The organism is Pseudoalteromonas sp. (genome assembly GCF_036960685.1).
Classification (GTDB): Bacteria; Pseudomonadota; Gammaproteobacteria; order Enterobacterales; family Alteromonadaceae; genus Pseudoalteromonas.
The window spans coordinates 235,923-253,556 of sequence record NZ_JBALXK010000002.1; the positions used below are offsets into that span (position 1 = coordinate 235,923).

General features: G+C 40.0%; 14 protein-coding genes. 10 read left to right on the forward strand and 4 right to left on the reverse strand.

Annotated features, from left to right (window positions below; all coding sequences use genetic code 11):
• The first annotated feature begins 1 nt into the window (after position 1).
• From V7783_RS03245 to V7783_RS03270, 6 genes are all read left to right on the forward strand, one after another.
• Positions 2 to 547 (forward strand): condensin complex protein MksE, encoded by a 546-nt coding sequence (locus V7783_RS03245; protein WP_335677516.1) that lies wholly within the window; start codon positions 2 to 4, stop codon positions 545 to 547.
• On the forward strand, positions 547 to 3,345 hold the full coding sequence (locus tag V7783_RS03250; RefSeq protein WP_335677517.1) for an ATPase: 2,799 nt from the start codon (positions 547 to 549) through the stop codon (positions 3,343 to 3,345). The genes V7783_RS03245 and V7783_RS03250 overlap by 1 nt, the downstream gene beginning before the upstream one ends.
• A gap of 141 nt (positions 3,346 to 3,486) precedes the next feature.
• On the forward strand, positions 3,487 to 4,035 hold the full coding sequence (locus V7783_RS03255; protein WP_335677518.1) for a DUF4136 domain-containing protein: 549 nt from the start codon (positions 3,487 to 3,489) through the stop codon (positions 4,033 to 4,035).
• A 178-nt stretch (positions 4,036 to 4,213) separates the two neighbouring features.
• A complete protein-coding gene (locus V7783_RS03260; protein WP_335677520.1) occupies positions 4,214 to 5,224 on the forward strand; it encodes a hypothetical protein in 1,011 nt (336 codons plus the stop codon).
• A 19-nt stretch (positions 5,225 to 5,243) separates the two neighbouring features.
• Positions 5,244 to 6,119 carry a formylglycine-generating enzyme family protein gene (locus tag V7783_RS03265; RefSeq protein WP_335677521.1) on the forward strand — a complete coding sequence of 292 codons (876 nt, stop codon included), beginning with the start codon at positions 5,244 to 5,246 and terminating at the stop codon, positions 6,117 to 6,119.
• Positions 6,120 to 6,136: 17 nt separating this feature from the next.
• The gene (locus V7783_RS03270; protein ID WP_335677522.1) at positions 6,137 to 6,436 is read left to right on the forward strand and encodes a hypothetical protein; all 300 of its coding nucleotides are present in this window, start codon (positions 6,137 to 6,139) and stop codon (positions 6,434 to 6,436) included.
• Between the two features lie 394 nt (positions 6,437 to 6,830).
• Here V7783_RS03270 and V7783_RS03275 read toward each other — a convergent pair whose 3' ends face one another.
• Positions 6,831 to 7,331 (reverse strand): peptide-methionine (S)-S-oxide reductase, encoded by a 501-nt coding sequence (locus tag V7783_RS03275; protein ID WP_335677523.1) that lies wholly within the window; start codon positions 7,329 to 7,331, stop codon positions 6,831 to 6,833.
• Positions 7,332 to 7,475: 144 nt separating this feature from the next.
• Between V7783_RS03275 and V7783_RS03280 the strand changes: the two genes are divergently transcribed.
• Complete coding sequence (locus V7783_RS03280) at positions 7,476 to 9,332, forward strand: TonB-dependent receptor plug domain-containing protein (protein WP_335677524.1); 1,857 nt, start codon at positions 7,476 to 7,478, stop codon at positions 9,330 to 9,332.
• Between the two features lie 47 nt (positions 9,333 to 9,379).
• On the opposite strand, the gene V7783_RS03285 is transcribed toward V7783_RS03280, so the two are convergent.
• A complete protein-coding gene (locus tag V7783_RS03285) occupies positions 9,380 to 9,643 on the reverse strand; it encodes a YkgJ family cysteine cluster protein (protein ID WP_335677525.1) in 264 nt (87 codons plus the stop codon).
• A 126-nt stretch (positions 9,644 to 9,769) separates the two neighbouring features.
• Between V7783_RS03285 and V7783_RS03290 the strand changes: the two genes are divergently transcribed.
• Both V7783_RS03290 and V7783_RS03295 read left to right on the forward strand, forming a co-directional pair.
• Positions 9,770 to 10,942, forward strand: coding sequence for an efflux RND transporter periplasmic adaptor subunit (locus V7783_RS03290; protein WP_335677526.1), 1,173 nt, complete (start codon positions 9,770 to 9,772; stop codon positions 10,940 to 10,942).
• A gap of 3 nt (positions 10,943 to 10,945) precedes the next feature.
• The gene (locus V7783_RS03295; RefSeq protein WP_335677527.1) at positions 10,946 to 14,125 is read left to right on the forward strand and encodes an efflux RND transporter permease subunit; all 3,180 of its coding nucleotides are present in this window, start codon (positions 10,946 to 10,948) and stop codon (positions 14,123 to 14,125) included.
• 116 nt (positions 14,126 to 14,241) lie between these two features.
• Here the strand turns inward: V7783_RS03295 and V7783_RS03300 are convergent, their stop codons facing one another.
• Positions 14,242 to 15,180 (reverse strand): LysR family transcriptional regulator, encoded by a 939-nt coding sequence (locus V7783_RS03300; RefSeq protein WP_335677528.1) that lies wholly within the window; start codon positions 15,178 to 15,180, stop codon positions 14,242 to 14,244.
• A 137-nt stretch (positions 15,181 to 15,317) separates the two neighbouring features.
• Between V7783_RS03300 and V7783_RS03305 the strand changes: the two genes are divergently transcribed.
• Positions 15,318 to 15,974: a nitroreductase family protein gene (locus V7783_RS03305; protein ID WP_335677529.1), complete on the forward strand. Its 657-nt coding sequence runs from the start codon at positions 15,318 to 15,320 to the stop codon at positions 15,972 to 15,974.
• 114 nt (positions 15,975 to 16,088) lie between these two features.
• Here V7783_RS03305 and nhaD read toward each other — a convergent pair whose 3' ends face one another.
• On the reverse strand, positions 16,089 to 17,525 hold the full coding sequence (gene nhaD / locus V7783_RS03310) for a sodium:proton antiporter NhaD (protein WP_442961341.1): 1,437 nt from the start codon (positions 17,523 to 17,525) through the stop codon (positions 16,089 to 16,091).
• Positions 17,526 to 17,634: the final 109 nt, after the last annotated feature.

Below are 17,634 nucleotides of genomic sequence, written 5' to 3' on the forward strand. Positions count from 1 at the left end.
TATGACACAAATAAATTTAGCTGAATTAACGCACCTTCAAGCGATTAATAAAAAATTAGTGACGGGTTATCATATTAGCGAACAAGATACCGTTATGTGGCAAGAGCTTGATCAACAAATTGATGCCTACCGTGACTTGTTTAACGCTCTAGGGCACGACTTACAACACGACAGCCGCGGTTTTTACTATTTTGCCAGCGATGAAAGTACGCCAAACATGGGCAAAATATCCCGTGCGATTGCCTTAACCGTTTATATATTAATTGAGCATTACGCTAACTCAGGTAAAGATCCGATGCGCGCTTTATTTGACGAGGTAAATGATTTAGAACTTATGCAAACCCTGGTGCAAATGAATAAACACTTGTTTGATCAACTGGAAATTTTCTCTGGCTCTGATTTACGCAAAGACGTGTACTTGCGCATGGTACGTTTAGGCCTCAGCCGAGAAGTAGAAAATGGCTTTATGCTACAAGCCCCTATTTACCGTTATATAGATGCCCTAATGGAAGTAAACGAAGAAACCTACCTTGGAGAGGACGAATAATGAATAATCTATACGGCCTCAGTAAACTGGCATTATTAAATACCGCAGGCTATGCCAAATGTGTGATCCCGCTTGATAAAAGTAGCTCGATTTGTGCACCAAATAATACCGGTAAAAGCTCAGTTATAAACGCCCTGCAGTTTCCACTTATCAACGATTTGCGCCTTACCGAATGGGACGGCCATGATTTAGACGAAACACGTAAATTTTATTTTGCCTCCGATCAATCGTATATTTTGCTTGAAGCCGACCTCCCCCATGGCCCTGTGGTTATTGGTGTGGCTGGGCTTGGTAAAATTGCCGGTTACGCGCATCAGTTTTTTTGTTACCAAGGCAAACTCAACCTAGAGCAATATACTCAAGGTAAAACCATCATTAAGTTCACTAAGCTATTTAATCATTTAAAAGAGCAAGGTTTTAACCCAATTGAGCTTAAAGCCCAAGAGCTAAATGCCCTGTTGACTGGCGGTGCTACACCATTTGATGGTGATATTAACTTAAAAATGATCCCGCTTAATAACGTACAAGACTCGGCTATTTATAAAGAAATTTTTCGCCGTATTTTGAACTTACATAAACTCGGTGCCGCCGATGTTAAACGCTTTATGCTGCGTGTGTTTGAACGCCATATGTCAAACTCTAAGGTCGACTTTTATGAGGTATGGCGACGCTCATTTGATAAAGTAAACCGTTCAAAGCGAGAATTAAAAGCGCTTGAATCAATGCAAGAACCGATTGCAGCACTTGAGTCAATGCTTGAGAATCAAACGGTACTCAAAGGAAAACTTGCCGCCTACGCGCCTAAAATTGACCAAGCATTAATTGACTTTGATACTTATCAAGAAGCGCAATTGAGCGAGCTTAATGTTGCCCTTGAAGACATTGAACACGAAAAACACGAGTTTGAGCAAAAACAACAACTTTATGTCCAGCAATCGCGTGATATTGAACGCAGACAAACTCAAATTGAGCAATGGTTTTTAGACTTCGGCGCGCTTAAATCTGAATTTGAACTGGTTAACTTAGCGACTTTAAAAGTCAGCCTTGGGCAATTAAAGCAAGATTACGAGTCACTGTCTCATTCAATCAACAGTGCCCAAGGGCAAAGTTTACATACCCTTGATTACCGTATTAGTGAAACGCAAAAACAAATTAAGAGCTTAAAGCTGCAACTTAAAAACCTTGAGTTTAATTTGTTTACTCGCATGCGCGAGGATTTATCGCTCAAAGAAGTGGAAGAAATTTCACGCATTCTAAACCCTGATATTCTGTCATTCGCCACCACTAGCAATGGTGATATAGATATTACTGATGAAGCGGCATTTGGCGAATTTTTAGAACAATTATCAGATAACGTGAAAGGCGGCGTACTCACTCTACCCGGTGCGACTATTAAGCTGAAAAAGCTCTCGCCGGTGCAAATGCAAACAGGTGAAAATAAAGAGCAACTCAGCGCCCAACTCAGCGCTCTTGAGCATTCTCTTTCTGAGTTCAAGCAACAGCGTGACGTTGCCGCAAACGTAGCCGAAAAGCAAAAAGAAAAAGATGCGTTATATGATGAACTAATGGCAGCAGAAAGCGCATTAAAGCGCTTTGAGCAATACCAAACTATGCTGCAATCTAATGATGCACAGGCATTATTAAAAGAGCAGTTATTAGCTGAACGCGAGCAAGTTGATAGCTACCTGCAAGATATTCAAAACAACAGTGGCTCAATTAGTGATAGACGCTCAATTATTAAATCGAAAAAAGATCTGATTTCCCGCCAAGCAGATCGCCTACGCCAAGTTAAATCGGAGCGCATTGACCATACCCTCGATTTATACAGCGGTAAAGTCACCCCGTATATGATTGATATTCAAATCGACTTTGATAATCTCAGCGATTTAGTACATCACTTCAATAAAGACTGCCAAGAGCTGCGTAATTTTGATATCAACGTGCGTAATACCTATTTGCATATCTATAATGCCGGTATTACTAAATTTGATAACGAAAACGACGAGTTTAGTAAATATCAAAAACTCATTGGCGCGTTTCATAATATTGATAACGAACGCGACGCGGTTGAACGCCAAGCACGTGTTGCATTGACTGAAGTAGCTGCGACGATTAAAGGCCTGCGGGAAGATTTAGACCGCCTGCGCCGTGAAATGAACAGCTTTAACAAAGGCATTAGTCAGCATCGTATTTCTAATCTGCAAGCGTTTAAAATTAACGTGATCCCTCGCAAAATGCTGGTAGATAGTATTGATACCATTATCAGCACGTCAAATCAGTTTGAGCAAGGTGACACACTTGATCTACTAAGCCAAGAACCGTATAGCGAAAGTGCTGTAAACGAAGCCAAAGATCACTTAATTAAACTCGCCTCTGATAAAGCGGGTTTAACCTTAACTGATTTATTTGATATTCGTTTTGAAGTGGTAAATCGCGCAGGCGAAACTGAGCACTTTGAAAAAATTGATTCAGCTGGTTCAAATGGTACGCGGATCACTATTAAGTTATTGTGCGGTATGTTGTTTATTCGCTATCTATTAAGCGATCAAGAACAAAACTTATACCGTATTCCAATTTACATTGATGAAGCAGCTGATATCGATCCGCAAAATCAAAAAGCGATTATCGAAACAGCATTAAGCTTTGGGTTTGTGCCTATATTTGCCTCGGTGAAACCGCAAATTAGTTGTGACTATATAGTTCCCATTCGTTCGGTTAAAGACGGCGCGCAAAATTGGGTCGATGAAAAAGACTGGATAGAAGTAGAGCATGAACAGGCTGAGACATCTGAAAATTAATTTATCATTCAGCCTGAGACGACTAAACTCAGTTGTAATCAAGCAGTTTGTATATAATAGGTAAAAAATGTCATTCCGTTGAATTATTTTTATGTTATGTTATCAAATGAATAGAGCTTAAATTTGCCAAGGAGCAAAAACATGAAGAACTTACTAATTGCCGCAGCAGTGCTTATGCTAGCAGCCTGTGCAAAAACACCTGATGTTGATTACGATAAATCAGTTGATTTTAGTAATTACAAAACATTTGCTTGGATGCCACAAGCTACTCTTGCAAATGCAGGTAACTATCAAATCAGTCCATTAATGGAACAACGTGTACGTGAAGCGGTTAATACACAATTACAAGCGCAAGGCATGTCACTTGTTGATTTATCTGCCGCTGACGTATTACTTAACTACCATGCGTCTGTAGATACTAAAATTGATGTTGATACGTTTAACGTAGGTTATGGCGCACGCTGGAACTACTGGGGTATGGGCTACAATACGCAAACTACAACTCATGAATACGATGTGGGTACGTTGATTTTAGACGTTGTTGATCGCGAGTCTAATCAACTAGTATGGCGTGGTGCACGCGAAGGCCGTTTACAGAAGAAGCAATCTCCTGAAGAGCGTAACGAAGCAGTAAGAGAAGCAGTTGCGACTATTCTTTCTGGCTTTCCGCCTGAAAAACTAGCACAATAATCTGCTATAAATAATTTTTAAAAGCTCACTTTTTAGTGAGCTTTTTTGTTAGTAAATCAGTCTAATATTGTTTTTAAATAACATTTAATAATTCCAAAACCTCAATTCAAAACAAAAGAAATTTAAATAACAAATAAAATATGTTAGATTATCGGAAATATTTAAAGGAATAAATAATATGTCATTAGATCCTACTTTCGTACTTAAAATTCAAAAACTATTCCCAAAAGATGTACTTCGAGAAATGTACGCTTCCCTTGACTCAGACCCAGAGTTTAGACACTCAGGTGTAATTTTTGAAGCTGAGAAAGATAGTATTGCTAAACTTTCAGTAAACCCAGGTAGTTTACTTTTGAATCCAAACAGCCACTACAATAGTAAAGTGCTCCGAGCAAGCTGTAGAGCAGACAGAAAAAATATTTATATCCGCGAATTTGTATTCCCTAAACAAATGAAGGTCGAACAAAGAATAGATAAGATTAATTCTTCATTATGGGATGAAACTACAACCATGGGCATTTCATGCGCTGGCGCAACTTCTGGTTGGGTTTTAGTTTTCGCCGAAATGGGTGGCGGAGCTGCAAGTCTTGGCGCTACATGGGCTGCAATTCCATTAACTTTAACCTCAACTACCGCTGCCACTTTTCAATGTGGAGTTGGTGTGGGTCGTGTATTTAACCATTTAAGCGGTAATGCAGAGTATAACCAATGGCTTGATGCATCTCCTACTTTTTCAACTTTAATGTTTACTTTAGATATAATTCAGGTTGCAGATTTAACTAAAGCAGGTTTGGAAGCTGGCTCGTTACTTGTTAAATTTAAACAAAATAAAGCGTTAGGACAGAATAAATTATTAAAAATGTACAAAGGAATGACACGCGAAAATCGTAAAAAGCTCGCTGTTGAAATGTTAAAAATCAATAACCCTCAATTAGTTAAAAATCAAAAGTTACTTAAACAAGTTATACGCGGTCAAGTTTTGTTAGACGATGGAACTAAAGCAACCAAAGTATACACTCAAGCACAAGTCCAGCGATTAATAAGAAGTTCTTTTTACAGAGCTTTTCTTACTAAAGCATCATTAGCAACAGGAGCTGGAGCTGCAGCTACAATATACGGAAGTGCTCGCACCTTGCCTGAGAATACTAAAAAATCAGCAAGTTTTGTTATTGGTATTACCACTTCTTAAATTTATTAATGAGTAAAACATGTTATCTAAATTGAAAATTAAATATTTTTTTGTATCTATAATTTTGATGGGAATATTCGTTGGTTTTTTTAATATTAGTTGGTCTAGTTTAAAACTCACTAACCATAAGGTTGTTTATATTCAAGACAAACTAACCGATGGTGAAAAATCTCCAAAAATGGTAATAATTCCGGCTGGAGTTGGCACTATAGGCGGAGAAAATTTTCGTTCATTTCAAAATGAAGCCCCTATATTTAAAGCAAAAATAGAGTCTCCTTATGCATTAAGTGAAACTGAAGTGACGTTTGAGCAATATGATAAATTTTGTAAAACCGGAATACGTTCGTGCCCTAACGATGAAGGCTGGGGACGTGGTAAACAACCTGTGGTAAATATTTCTTGGTTCGATGCAGTCGCGTACACAAAATGGCTAAGCAAAGAGACTGGCAATATTTATCGCTTACCTAGCGAAGTTGAATGGGAATACGCTGCTCGAGCTGGAACAGATAGTAAATTTTGGTGGGGTGATGAATATAGGCAAGGAATAGGCCACTGCGATAGAGATCTAGGAGGCTGCCCAAAAGGCACTGACAAAGGACATTCTTGGCAAGTGGGCATACTAAAAGCAAACCCTTTTGGTTTATTTGATATGACTTCAAATGTATCTGAATGGGTGGGAGATTGCTATTCAGATAGCCATCTGAATACTAATAAAACGACTGATGCCAACTATCGCGGTGATTGTAATGAAAAAGTTGCTAAAGGCGCAAACTGGTTAACAGCTCAACCTTATGTACACCATTCTCTTAGGATGAGTTTAGATGATTATTACGTTTCTTATGCTGTAGGATTTAGAGTATTAAGAGAAATAAATAAAGACGAATTAAAGGAATAAAGGAATAAAGGAATAAAATGAAAGTAACGTGCCCTCATTGTAAAAGTAAGATTACAGCTAAAGATATAAAAAATATTAACAAAAATCGTATTTTCATTGAAAAACAATGTCCGTCTTGTAAAGAGTGGTTTTGTTTGAATAAAACACTAACGATTATAAAAATTATTGGTGTTTTTTTATTATTAATAACTAGCTTATTAAATATTTTCAATATTAAAAGCCAATATAGTCTGGTTTTTTCAAGCATTGGTTTTGTAGGAATATTGGTATCAGTAATTATTACTTTTTTTGGTAAAAATGAAGCAATCAAAAAATAAAAAAAAGAAACCAAAAGTAAAATATATAGATATCAGTAATACTAGAATGCTATTGAATCAAATCGCATTCTCTATTTTTTCTTGTGCAACAGGCCTTGTTTTAATAGTTTGTGCGATAAAATTTATATATGACGGCTATATTCTGACTCCAACAGATTACCGGGTCGAATCTGACGTTTATTTTTTTTCAGCGTCGCCGTTTACTTATCTTTTTTATCTTCTTTTTTATTTTGGAACTGGGATCTACTTTTTAGCTGTGCCCTACCTTTTTAGAGATATGTTTCCTCGTAAGCAAAACAAAGCTAAAAAGAAGCGCAAGCAGAATAAAGTTTGATTCTAGCTTACTAAGCCATTAAAGCTTTTTTTTAAATACCCTCTCATTGAGATCACTCAGTTATTCGACTTTATATTTATGCAGCAAGTCCCGCGGAATATGGCAGTAATCATCAGGGTAATTAGTTAAGCGGTCTTGGTGCTCAGGATCGCTTGCTACGTAATTTGTTAACGGCAGTACTTCAACTACGATTTTAGCTGCATCATCGCGTTGGCTGATATAATCACGGGCTATGTATAGATGCGCTGTCTGTTTACTGTAAATGGCCGTACGGTATTTTGGCCCTACGTCATCACCTTGCTTGTTAATACTGTAGGGATCAATAATTTCAAAGAAATAACTGATCAAGGTGTTCAACTCCACTTTATCGGTATCAAAAACCACCTGCACACATTCTGCATAACCATCATATTCGCCCGCGGTCGTATTACTGGTGCCATTGGCACGCCCTGCTTCTGTGCTTACTACTCCAGGTAAATGCTTGATAAACTCTTGTACACCCCACAAGCAACCGCCAGCAAAATAAACACAGTCTAAATTGGTGTTATCTAATGTGCTCATATATTAAACCTATGTGAATAACCATGAATGATTATCAAATGCAATTTTCTCTTATTCATATACAATAGCGCCCTAATTAGATAATACGCTGATATAGCGTGTTTGCTCATGCAGCAATATATAAAAGCGTAAAGAGATTTTAAAGTGATAAAAACAGTACAACTAGTCCTACCTGCTATTTTTTGCAGTTTATCAACCACTGCACTTGCGACTAATGAGAAAAATAACACTGATAACATTGAACAAATAACAGTAAAAGTGTCAGCAACCGCAAATAACGAACCTGTGGGCACCTTTGCCGCGCCGATCTCAAATTTAGAATACGATCCACGTGTTGATCTGCAATCGCGAAATATGGCTGAAGCGCAAGCGGATGTCACTATCCGCGGTGGCATTTTTGAAAACACCGGTTTTCGGGTTGGCAGTGCCACCTTATTCGATCCTCAATCAGGTCATTACTTTGCTGAAATTCCAATTGCACCACAGATGCTTGATACCGCAGATATTTTTACTGGCGTTGATAATGCCCTGTATGGTGTGAATAGCTCGGTTGGTACAGTATCGTTTGGTTGGACGCCCATTATTACTGGCGGCAGTGTGTCATTAGGTACGGGTAATAACGACTTTAACTTACAAAGTATCAATGCTGGAGTCAGTGTGCCACTTGAAAGCCAACCTAATTGGCAACTGGGTTTTCAAGGTGACTACGCTCATTCGCAAAGTGACGGCACCATAGACAATGGCGATCACGATTTTACCCGTGCCTCTGGCCGCGTGCAATTAACTGGTCCGCAATCGCAAACAGATTTATTTTACGGCTCGCAGCAAAAGTTTTTTGGTTGGCCAAACTTGTACACGCCATTTGGGGTAAACGAAACCGAAGATCTTGATACGCAATTACTGATGCTTAACCATAAACAAGGCTATACAAAAAACAGCTCTTTTGAAGTATCCGCTTATTATCGTAAAAATAACGACCATTATATTTACTCGCGTGAAAACCCCAGTGCATTTGAAGCGTTTCATGAAACAGAAGTCAAAGCACTCGCGCTTTCAGGGCGCCATAGTAATACTGACTCGTTTGCAATAAACTACTCAGCGCAATACATGGAAGATGCAATTGAATCTACCACCCTTGAGAATAAGTTTACCTCACGCAATTATTATAAGCTCAGCGTGTTGCCAGAATACAAAACTGCGATTGATACTAACCAATTGCTGACAGTACGCTTAGGCGCCGCTTTTGACGATACCAACAGAGACGACTCGCAACTCTCGCTGCTTGGCGACTTAGCTTGGCATACCCTCAATAATGATGGCACAGAGCGCACAGTGTACTTATCGTATGCACAGGCAAGCCAAGTTGCCGGATACACAGCCATCGGCGGCAGTGAATCAGGTGGTTTATTTAGAAGTAACTATGATCTTGAACGCGAAACCACCCAGAACCTAGAGCTGGGTTTATTGCTTGAAGAATCTACTTGGCGTTTAGATTCAGCGATTTTTTATCGCCAAGATGACAATCTAACTGATTGGACTTACAGCTTCGACTCTACCTCTGCCCGAGCAGCTAACGCTGTTGATATCGACACCGCAGGTATTGAGTTTTTAGCAACTAAGCATTTTGATACTGTTGAACTTATTAGCAGTTACACTTACCTGCATAAGTCAGAAACGTATGGCGCAGCAGATATAGATGCTAGTTTTTATGCGTTAAATTTCCCTGATCACCGCGCGACCCTAGGTGCAATTTGGCAACCGACGGATTTGCTGGAATTTAGAATAGATAATGAATGGCGTAAACAACATGAAAATTCATTAAGAAATGGCGATGATGAAGCGTTATTTACCCACTTAACGCTAAAGATAACCCCGTCAGCGCTTGATAACTTATTTATCACCCTCGCAGCTGATAACTTATGGGGCGAATCATTTGAAGAAATCCCCGGCACCCCTGGCCGTGGCGAGCAATACACTTTGAGTGCAACTTATAGCTGGTAAATAAAAAAATATGTATAAAAACCGCATTTTTTTAAGATGCGGTTTTTTTATGTCATCTGTTCAAGCTCAGTGATCAACTGCAATGCTTGTGCGTTGCTGGTGCCACATACATCAATTGTTGCACTAAAATCACTACATACTTTTGGCCGGATTTCATCACCAAACAATTTACATAAGTTGTTGTTATCTAATTGAATACACCGCTCTCCCGCTTTTTTACCATGCGGCATACCTGGGATCGGTGAGCTAATGCTTGGTGCAATACAACATGCCCCGCAGCCAAGCCGACATGCCATTGTTGATGTGTTCATACTCTGCCTTTTTGTGATCTATTTCATTAATATGTTAATTGTGTAATGACTTGTTACATCTTCATACGCCTTGTAAACACTTTCTTCATTATAATGACAATGTCACCTAATTATGAGGAAAGCCCTGTGGCTACTAAAAAACAAATCATTTTACCTATTGCCGTGCTAGTCGCGGGTATAGGTCTAGCGGTTGCGTTTTCAGCAATGAAACAACCGCCGGAAGAAAAACCAGCACAAGATACACGCCCATTGGTCTCTGTTAACCCAGTTCACCTTGATGCAATTACCCTCGATGTTAAATCGTATGGTGTTGTTAAAGCAAAAGATCACACTCCACTGGTTGCGCAAGTAAGTGGCCAAGTGGTGTTTGTATCTGAGCAATTTGTGCAAGGTGGTTTTGTTAAGCAAGGCGATATTCTAGCACGAATAGATCCAAATGATTATGAAGCGGCACTAATTGAAGCACAAGCTGGGTTGGCGCAAGCAAGCTCTGACCTAGAAATTGAACGCGCACAAGCACATGTGGCACAAGCTGAATGGGACCGTATAAAAGACGATTCAAACCAAATGATCCCATCACAACTCTATTTGCGCAAGCCGCAATTGGCAGAAAAACTAGCTCGCTATCGCGCAGCGCAAGCAGCTGAAAAACGCGCTACCCGTAATTTAGAACGTACGTATATTAAAGCGCCTTATGATGCGATTATTTCTGAACGCGTAATTAGTTTGGGTAGCGTGGTTAACCCGGGCAGCCAGTTTGGCGCTCTCAGCTCGACTTTAGTCGCTGAAATTCGCCTGCCAGTGGCTGATAAAGAATTACAATATCTGACTAACAGCGGTATCGGCGCTAACGTTACGCTCAGTGCTGACTTTGCTGGCAAGCCTACGACGTGGCAGGCTAAGATTGTCCGCAGTGAAGGTGTTATCGATCAAAAAAGTCGTATGAGCTATTTAGTTGCGCAAGTGAATACCCCTTATGCCAGTGAACAACCACTGCGTTATGGCTCTTATATCAATGCCACTATTGCTGGCCGTGAATTGGATAATGCGATTATCGTTCCGCATCATTTAGTGAAAAACGGTAAAATAGTAGTAATGAATGACGATTTAACGCTGTCATTTAAACCTCTCAATATCGTTAGAGAGCAAAATGGTATGGTCATCGCGTCACAAGGCTTAAATGATGGTGAGCAATTGATCACATCAGCTTTAGATTTTCCAACCGAAGGCATGCAAGTCAAACTCAATAACACTGATAAACCTACTGGTGCAACGCAACTTGCGCTAAAAGAGGAATAAATCATGAGCATTGAGAATGAAAAAGGCTTAATTGCTTGGTTTGCGCGTAACCCAGTTGCGGCAAACTTGATTATGATTTTTATACTGGTGGGTGGCCTGCTAACAGCCTTGACCATTCGCAAGCAAGCGTTTCCACAATTTGAAAGTAATTGGGTAAGTGTACAAGCAGTCTACCCAGGTGCAGCTCCACAAGAAGTGGAAGAAGGCATAACCATCAAAATTGAAGAAAACCTCGAAGGTACTGAAGGTATAAAACGCCTGATCACCTATTCTAACCGTGGTTATTCTCAAGCTTGGATCGAAATTGAAGAAAAGTACGACCTTCAAGAAGCCCTAGACGAAATAAAAGCCCAAGTAGACTCAATTAACTCGTTCCCTGCAGGTATGGAGCGGCCAATTATTCAGCGCGAAAAGTTTCAACAAGAAGTGATGGTACTTGCGCTTTATGGCGATATGACCTATGCACAATTAAAGGAACTAGGTACCAATTTAGAGGATGAATTACTGGCTTTACCTAGCGTCAATTTAGTCGATTTTTTCAGCGGCTTAAATTACGAAATAGGTATTGAGATTAGCCCAGATAAACTGCGTGAATATGGCCTTACTTTTAGAGATGTCTCTAACGCGGTGAGAAGCTTTTCGACCAATATGTCAGCAGGTCAAATACGTTCAGAAAATGGCTATATTTCGATGCGTGTTGAAAAACAAGCCTACCGCGGTAATGAGTTTGAGAAACTTCCTTTAATTACCCTTACTGACGGCGCACAAATATATTTAGGCGATGTAGCCACTATTAATGATGGTTTTGAAGAAGGTCTACTCTACTCTAAATATAATGGTAAAAACTCGCTAATTTATGAAATTAACGCATCTAAAGATCAGGATATAACAGACGTTGCCAAAGTGCTGAAACAGTACTTAGCTGATAAAGCAGACCAACTGCCTGCAGGTGTCAAACTCACCCCTATGGTTGATCTAACTTACTACCTACAAGGTCGACTCGATATGATGGTCGACAACATGGTTTGGGGTGGTATTTTGGTCATGATTGTATTGGCACTATTCTTACCACTAAGATTAGCGTTTTGGGTAATGATGGGCTTACCTGTATCGTTCTTAGGTGCATTTTTGTTTATGCCAATTGGCTTTTTAGACATCACCATTAATATGGTGTCGCTATTCGCCTTTATTATTGTACTGGGTATTGTGGTGGACGATGCCATTGTAGTGGGCGAATCAGCCAGTGCAGAAATTGAAAAACACGGACACTCTCTCAATAATGTTATCCGTGGTGTAAAACGCGTTGCTATGCCTGCAACATTTGGCGTGTTAACGACGATTGCCGCATTCTTGCCACAAGCGATGGCCTCTGGTCCCGGCGCTGCATTTTCTAAAGCCATTGGTGTCGTTATTATATTATGTTTAATTTTCTCGTTGATTGAATCAAAACTTATTTTGCCTGCTCACATTGCAGCAATGAATCCACGTAAAGCTAATCCTAAAAATCCATTACACAAACTACGCATGATTGTTGATAATGGCCTGAAATCGTTTGTTGAGAATTATTACACACCATTTATAGGTCACTGTATTCATTACCGTTATACTGTGATTATTGGTTTTTTATGTATTTTAATTGTCAGTGCTGGTATGTTTGCTGGTGGCTTGGTTAAGTTTGTACCAAACCCAAAAATACCACACGACTTCCCCCGTATTGTTGTAGAGATGAACCTTGAATCGTCTGAGCAAGCAACACTCGAAACCGCTAAAAAAATTGAAGCGGTACTACTTAGTGTCGATGAAGAGCTTGAAGCCCAGTACGGACAAAAAATGATCCGTGACCTTTCGGTAAGTCTACGAGGCCGAACCAGAGCTCAATTAATGGCAGTTCTTATTGAACCTGACAAACGCCCTATTGATACCTTTACACTCAGTACCTTATGGCGTGAAAAAATGCCGCCACTACCGGGGGTTAAAACCCTTACTATTCAAGATAACCTGTTTGGCGGTGGCCGGGATGACGGCGATATTAGCTTTAGGCTTGAAGGTAAAAATGCCGATGAACTTAAAGAAGTAGCTACAGTACTAAAAGCGAAGCTACAAAGCATGGAAGGTGTGGGCGATGTGAACGATTCAATGCAAAGTGCTACTGACGAAGTGCAACTTAATTTAAAACCACTTGCCTACAGCATGGGCTTAACGCTTGCTGATGTTGCATCACAGGTTAGTTTTAGCTACTACGGGTTAGAAGCACAACGTATTTTACGTGAAGGCGAAGAGATCAAAGTGATGATTCGTTACCCAGAAGACGAGCGTAACTCAATCAGTAATATACATAGTACGCGGATTATTACGCCATCAGGCGCTGAAGTTCCGCTTAGCGAAGTAGCAGAAATAAACTTGGTCGATGGTGTTAACAGCATCCGCCGTGAAAACTCAAACAGAACGGTCAATGTATGGGCCGCTATCAATACCGACAAAGTTGAGCCATTTGCTATCGCACAAGAAATTCGTGACGAATACTTACCTTCGCTACTTAAAAATTACCCTGGCGTTAAAAGTAACGTTGCTGGTCGAGTACAAGAAGAGATGGAAAGTGCTGATGAACAATTGCGTGATTTTGCTATTTCACTGATGATTATCTTTGCTTTATTAGCCATACCGCTTCGCTCATACTCGCAACCACTGATTATTATGTCGGTGATCCCATTTGGTGTTGTAGGTGCCATGTTTGGCCACATGGTATTAGGCATGACTATGAGCGGCCTATCAATGTTTGGCATCATTGCCGTGGCAGGTATTGTTGTTAATGACTCACTTGTTATGGTTGATTTTGTAAATAAAGCCCGCGCTGAAGGCGTAGCAATAAAAGAAGCGGTTATGCAAGCAGGTGCTCGTCGCTTTAGAGCAATATTACTGACCTCAGTAACCACCTTTATTGGTGTATTACCCATCATTATGGAAACCAGCTTACAGGCACAAATTGTAATTCCGATGGCTGTATCACTGGCCTTTGGGGTGTTATTTGCCACCGTAATCACATTGATTTTGATCCCATGTCAATACGTCGCACTAGAAGATACAAAACGTTTAATTCGTAAATGGCGCGGCAAAGAAGCGTTGGTAGATGGTTCGTCAATTCATAGCAAAGTGAATACGGTAATAAACCGCTCACCTTTATAAAATTTGATATCCCAACCAACTAGCCCGAGCAGTATACAGTTCGGGCTTTTTTATTTGAATCAATCAGAATAATAAAGGACTTATCTTTAAGCTAAATCGCAGAGTGTATGAAGTGATTAATCATCAAGAACACTGCGTTCAAGTACACCTTTATAAATTAGCTGGCTTATTATCGTATGTGCTTTTTCTCTGCATACATCACGTAATAAACGCACTGCTGGCGTTATTGATTGCCGGCTTGGGCAAATTAACCACAGCTCACCACAGGTATGCTGGTAATCATTCATCACAGTAACGACTCTATCGTTAAGTAAATCATCAGCAATATCCAATGCCGACTTTACTGCAAACCCTTTGCCTGCAACACACCAACGCCTGACTAAATCACCATCATTAGAGGCGCGCTTGCCCTGCATTTTTACTTTGTATTTGTTTTCCCCATCGGTGAATTCCCACACGTTATTGATAATATCTTGCAGCTGATAGAATAACCCTTGATGCTGGGCTAAATCATCTGGGTGCTGAGGTTCACCATATTGCTGCACGTATTCTTTAGTGGCGCACAATAAACGGGGCACGTTACAAATTTTAAATCCGTAAACATTGGCATCATTTGGCGAACCATAACGCAGTGCTATGTCTACCGAATCGCGGTAAAAATCAATGTTACTGTCGCTAATATGCGTGCGTAGGCTCACTTTAGGGTAATTATCCATAATTTCATCAATCCAGGGGATCACTAAATTACGGCCAAGATCAGATGATAATGCGACCCGCAGCTCGCCTTCAATCTCATCATGTTCACCTTTGAGGTTTTGCCGAGCTTGCTCAAGTATCACTAGCGCTTGCTCACACTGTGGAATGTAGCGCTCGCCGGCAGCTGAGAGCCTTAAGTGGCGCGTAGTACGTACAAATAAATCTACACCTAATGTTGTCTCTACCCGTTTGATAGCAGCACTGGCCGTGGCTGTGCGCATATCAAGCTTAGCCGCTGCAAGCGTGATACTTTTAAACTCAGCAACTTTTATGATCAGTTTTAAATCTTCAATCTGCATATTATCTATTTTTATTTGATAATGATTCAATGATTATGCGGTTTATCAAAAGCAAAGCAAGGTTTAATATCGCTGCATTAAAGGCTCTCTTGTAAACACAAGATGCTTATGTCAAGGCCACGCTATCTGGAGCAAACATGACACATCCAATTATTAGTGATTTAGAAAAACGCTACACAACCAAAAAATACGATGCAACAAAACGTGTATCAGCAGAAGATTTAGCTGTTATCTATCAAGCAATGCGTTTATCTGCGTCGTCAATTAACTCACAGCCGTGGAAATTTATTGTTATTGAGTCTGATCAAGCCAAACAGCGTATGCATGATACTTTTGCTAACAAGTTTCAATTTAATCAGGCCCATATTAAAACGGCATCGCATATTATTTTGTTTGCTTACAACCCAAAATATAGCCGAGATGATTATGCAAAAGTGATTGATGCTGATATCTCAAATGGCCGTACGCCGGCAGAAAATCGTGAGCAAGCATTTGGCGCATACGCATTTGTTGATTTAAATACCGATGATGCTGGTAACAATGGAGCATGGACCAAAGCACAAACCTATTTAGCACTGGGTAATACTATGCATGCTGTTGCGCGCTTAGGGATTGACTCAACACCTATGGAAGGCGTGGATAGCGAGCTAATTAGTGAACTTTTTGCGGATGAGTTAGATGGCTATATTTGTGAAGTCGCACTAGTGATCGGTTATCACGAAGCACAAACAGACTATAACGTTAAACTGCCAAAATCACGTTTGAGTCAAGAGCAAGTTATTCAGGTGATTTAAATAATATTGTTGACTTAAATTGGCTCAAAGAATTTAACTATATTTGTATAAAGAAAAAGCGAACAAGTATCAACTTGTTCGCTTTTAGTTATATTGTTCTGTGTTCTGTCGTTTTTAGAAAAGATCAGCGTTTAACCATAAGTGCAACATGATACTTGCACCATAACCAAGGGCTATAACTGGCATCCACTTTAAATGGCCAAAGAAGGTATAATACCCGCGCGCTTGTCCCATAAGCGCAACACCCGCCGCAGAGCCAATCGACAATAAACTCCCACCAACCCCAGCAGTTAAAGTGATCAATAACCATTGCCCGTGGGACATATCCGGTTGCATTGACAACACCGCAAACATCACCGGGATGTTATCGATAACCGCAGAAATAACCCCTAAGAATATGTTAGCCGTTGTAGCTGACCAATTACCGTACAGCATCTCAGACATTAAGTTTAAGTAACCTAAAAAGCCAAGGCCGCCTACACACATCACAATCCCGTAGAAGAACAATAAGGTATCCCACTCGGCACGAGAAACTTTACTAAACACATCAAAAGGCACCACACTGCCAAGCTTTGCTAAGCGGTCATTGTCACCTAGTTGCTCTGCATGTGCTCTTTTTCGAGCGAGTGATCCTGGTAACGTCATTCTTAAAAAGTAGCCAAAAAATTGTAGATAGCCTAAGCCCATCATCATGCCAAGTACCGGTGGTAAGTGTAAAAAACTATGGCTGGCAACTGCTGTGCCTATGGTCAATAAAAACAACACTAAAATTCTGATTGCACCGCGTTTAAGCTCTACATCTTCGTATTGTGCCGTGGGTTGTTTATCAGCTACGTAAAAACTCATAATTGTCGCAGGTACAAGGTAATTTACTAATGACGGTAAAAACAAGACTAAAAATTCATTAAAGTGGACTAAACCCGCCTGCCAAACCATCAAGGTGGTAATATCACCGAATGGGCTGAATGCTCCGCCGGCATTGGCAGCAATGACAATATTGATACAGCTAAGATTAATAAACGGTTTATCACCTTCTGCTACTTTCATTACCACTGCACACATTAACAGTGCAGTTGTTAAGTTATCTGCAATTGGAGAGATAAAAAATGCTAAAAAGCCAGTGATCCAAAATAAATTTTTATAATTAAAGCCTTTGCGGATCATCCAAGAACGCAGCGCATCAAAAACTCTGCGCTCTTCTAATGCATTGATATAGGTCATCGCCACTAATAAAAACAACATGAGCTCGGCAAATTCGAGCAAGTTATGCCTAAATGCAGCTTCGGTAATTTCTGGCATATCATTGTTTACATAATATGCGCCAATTAAAATCCAAATAAGTCCTGCTGCAACCAACACCGGTTTTGATTTTCGTAAATGCAGTTTTTCTTCAAGCATAACGACAGCATACGCTAAAACAAATATCGCAATGCAGATTATGCCAACTGTTGAAGTCGTTAAATTTAACTGTCCATCAGCTGCCCATGTTGGGGAGCAAAAGAGTAACAGTACTAGACTAAATAGATTAAAGCCTCGTAGTAAGTTTTTCACACGGTAGGTCCTGTTTTAATTTTGAATTTTGTGTTTTTGATTAGTTGTATTTCAATAATTAGTATTTCGAATATCAGCGTTGGTTTTTATTTTTAGGCATACTGTTAAC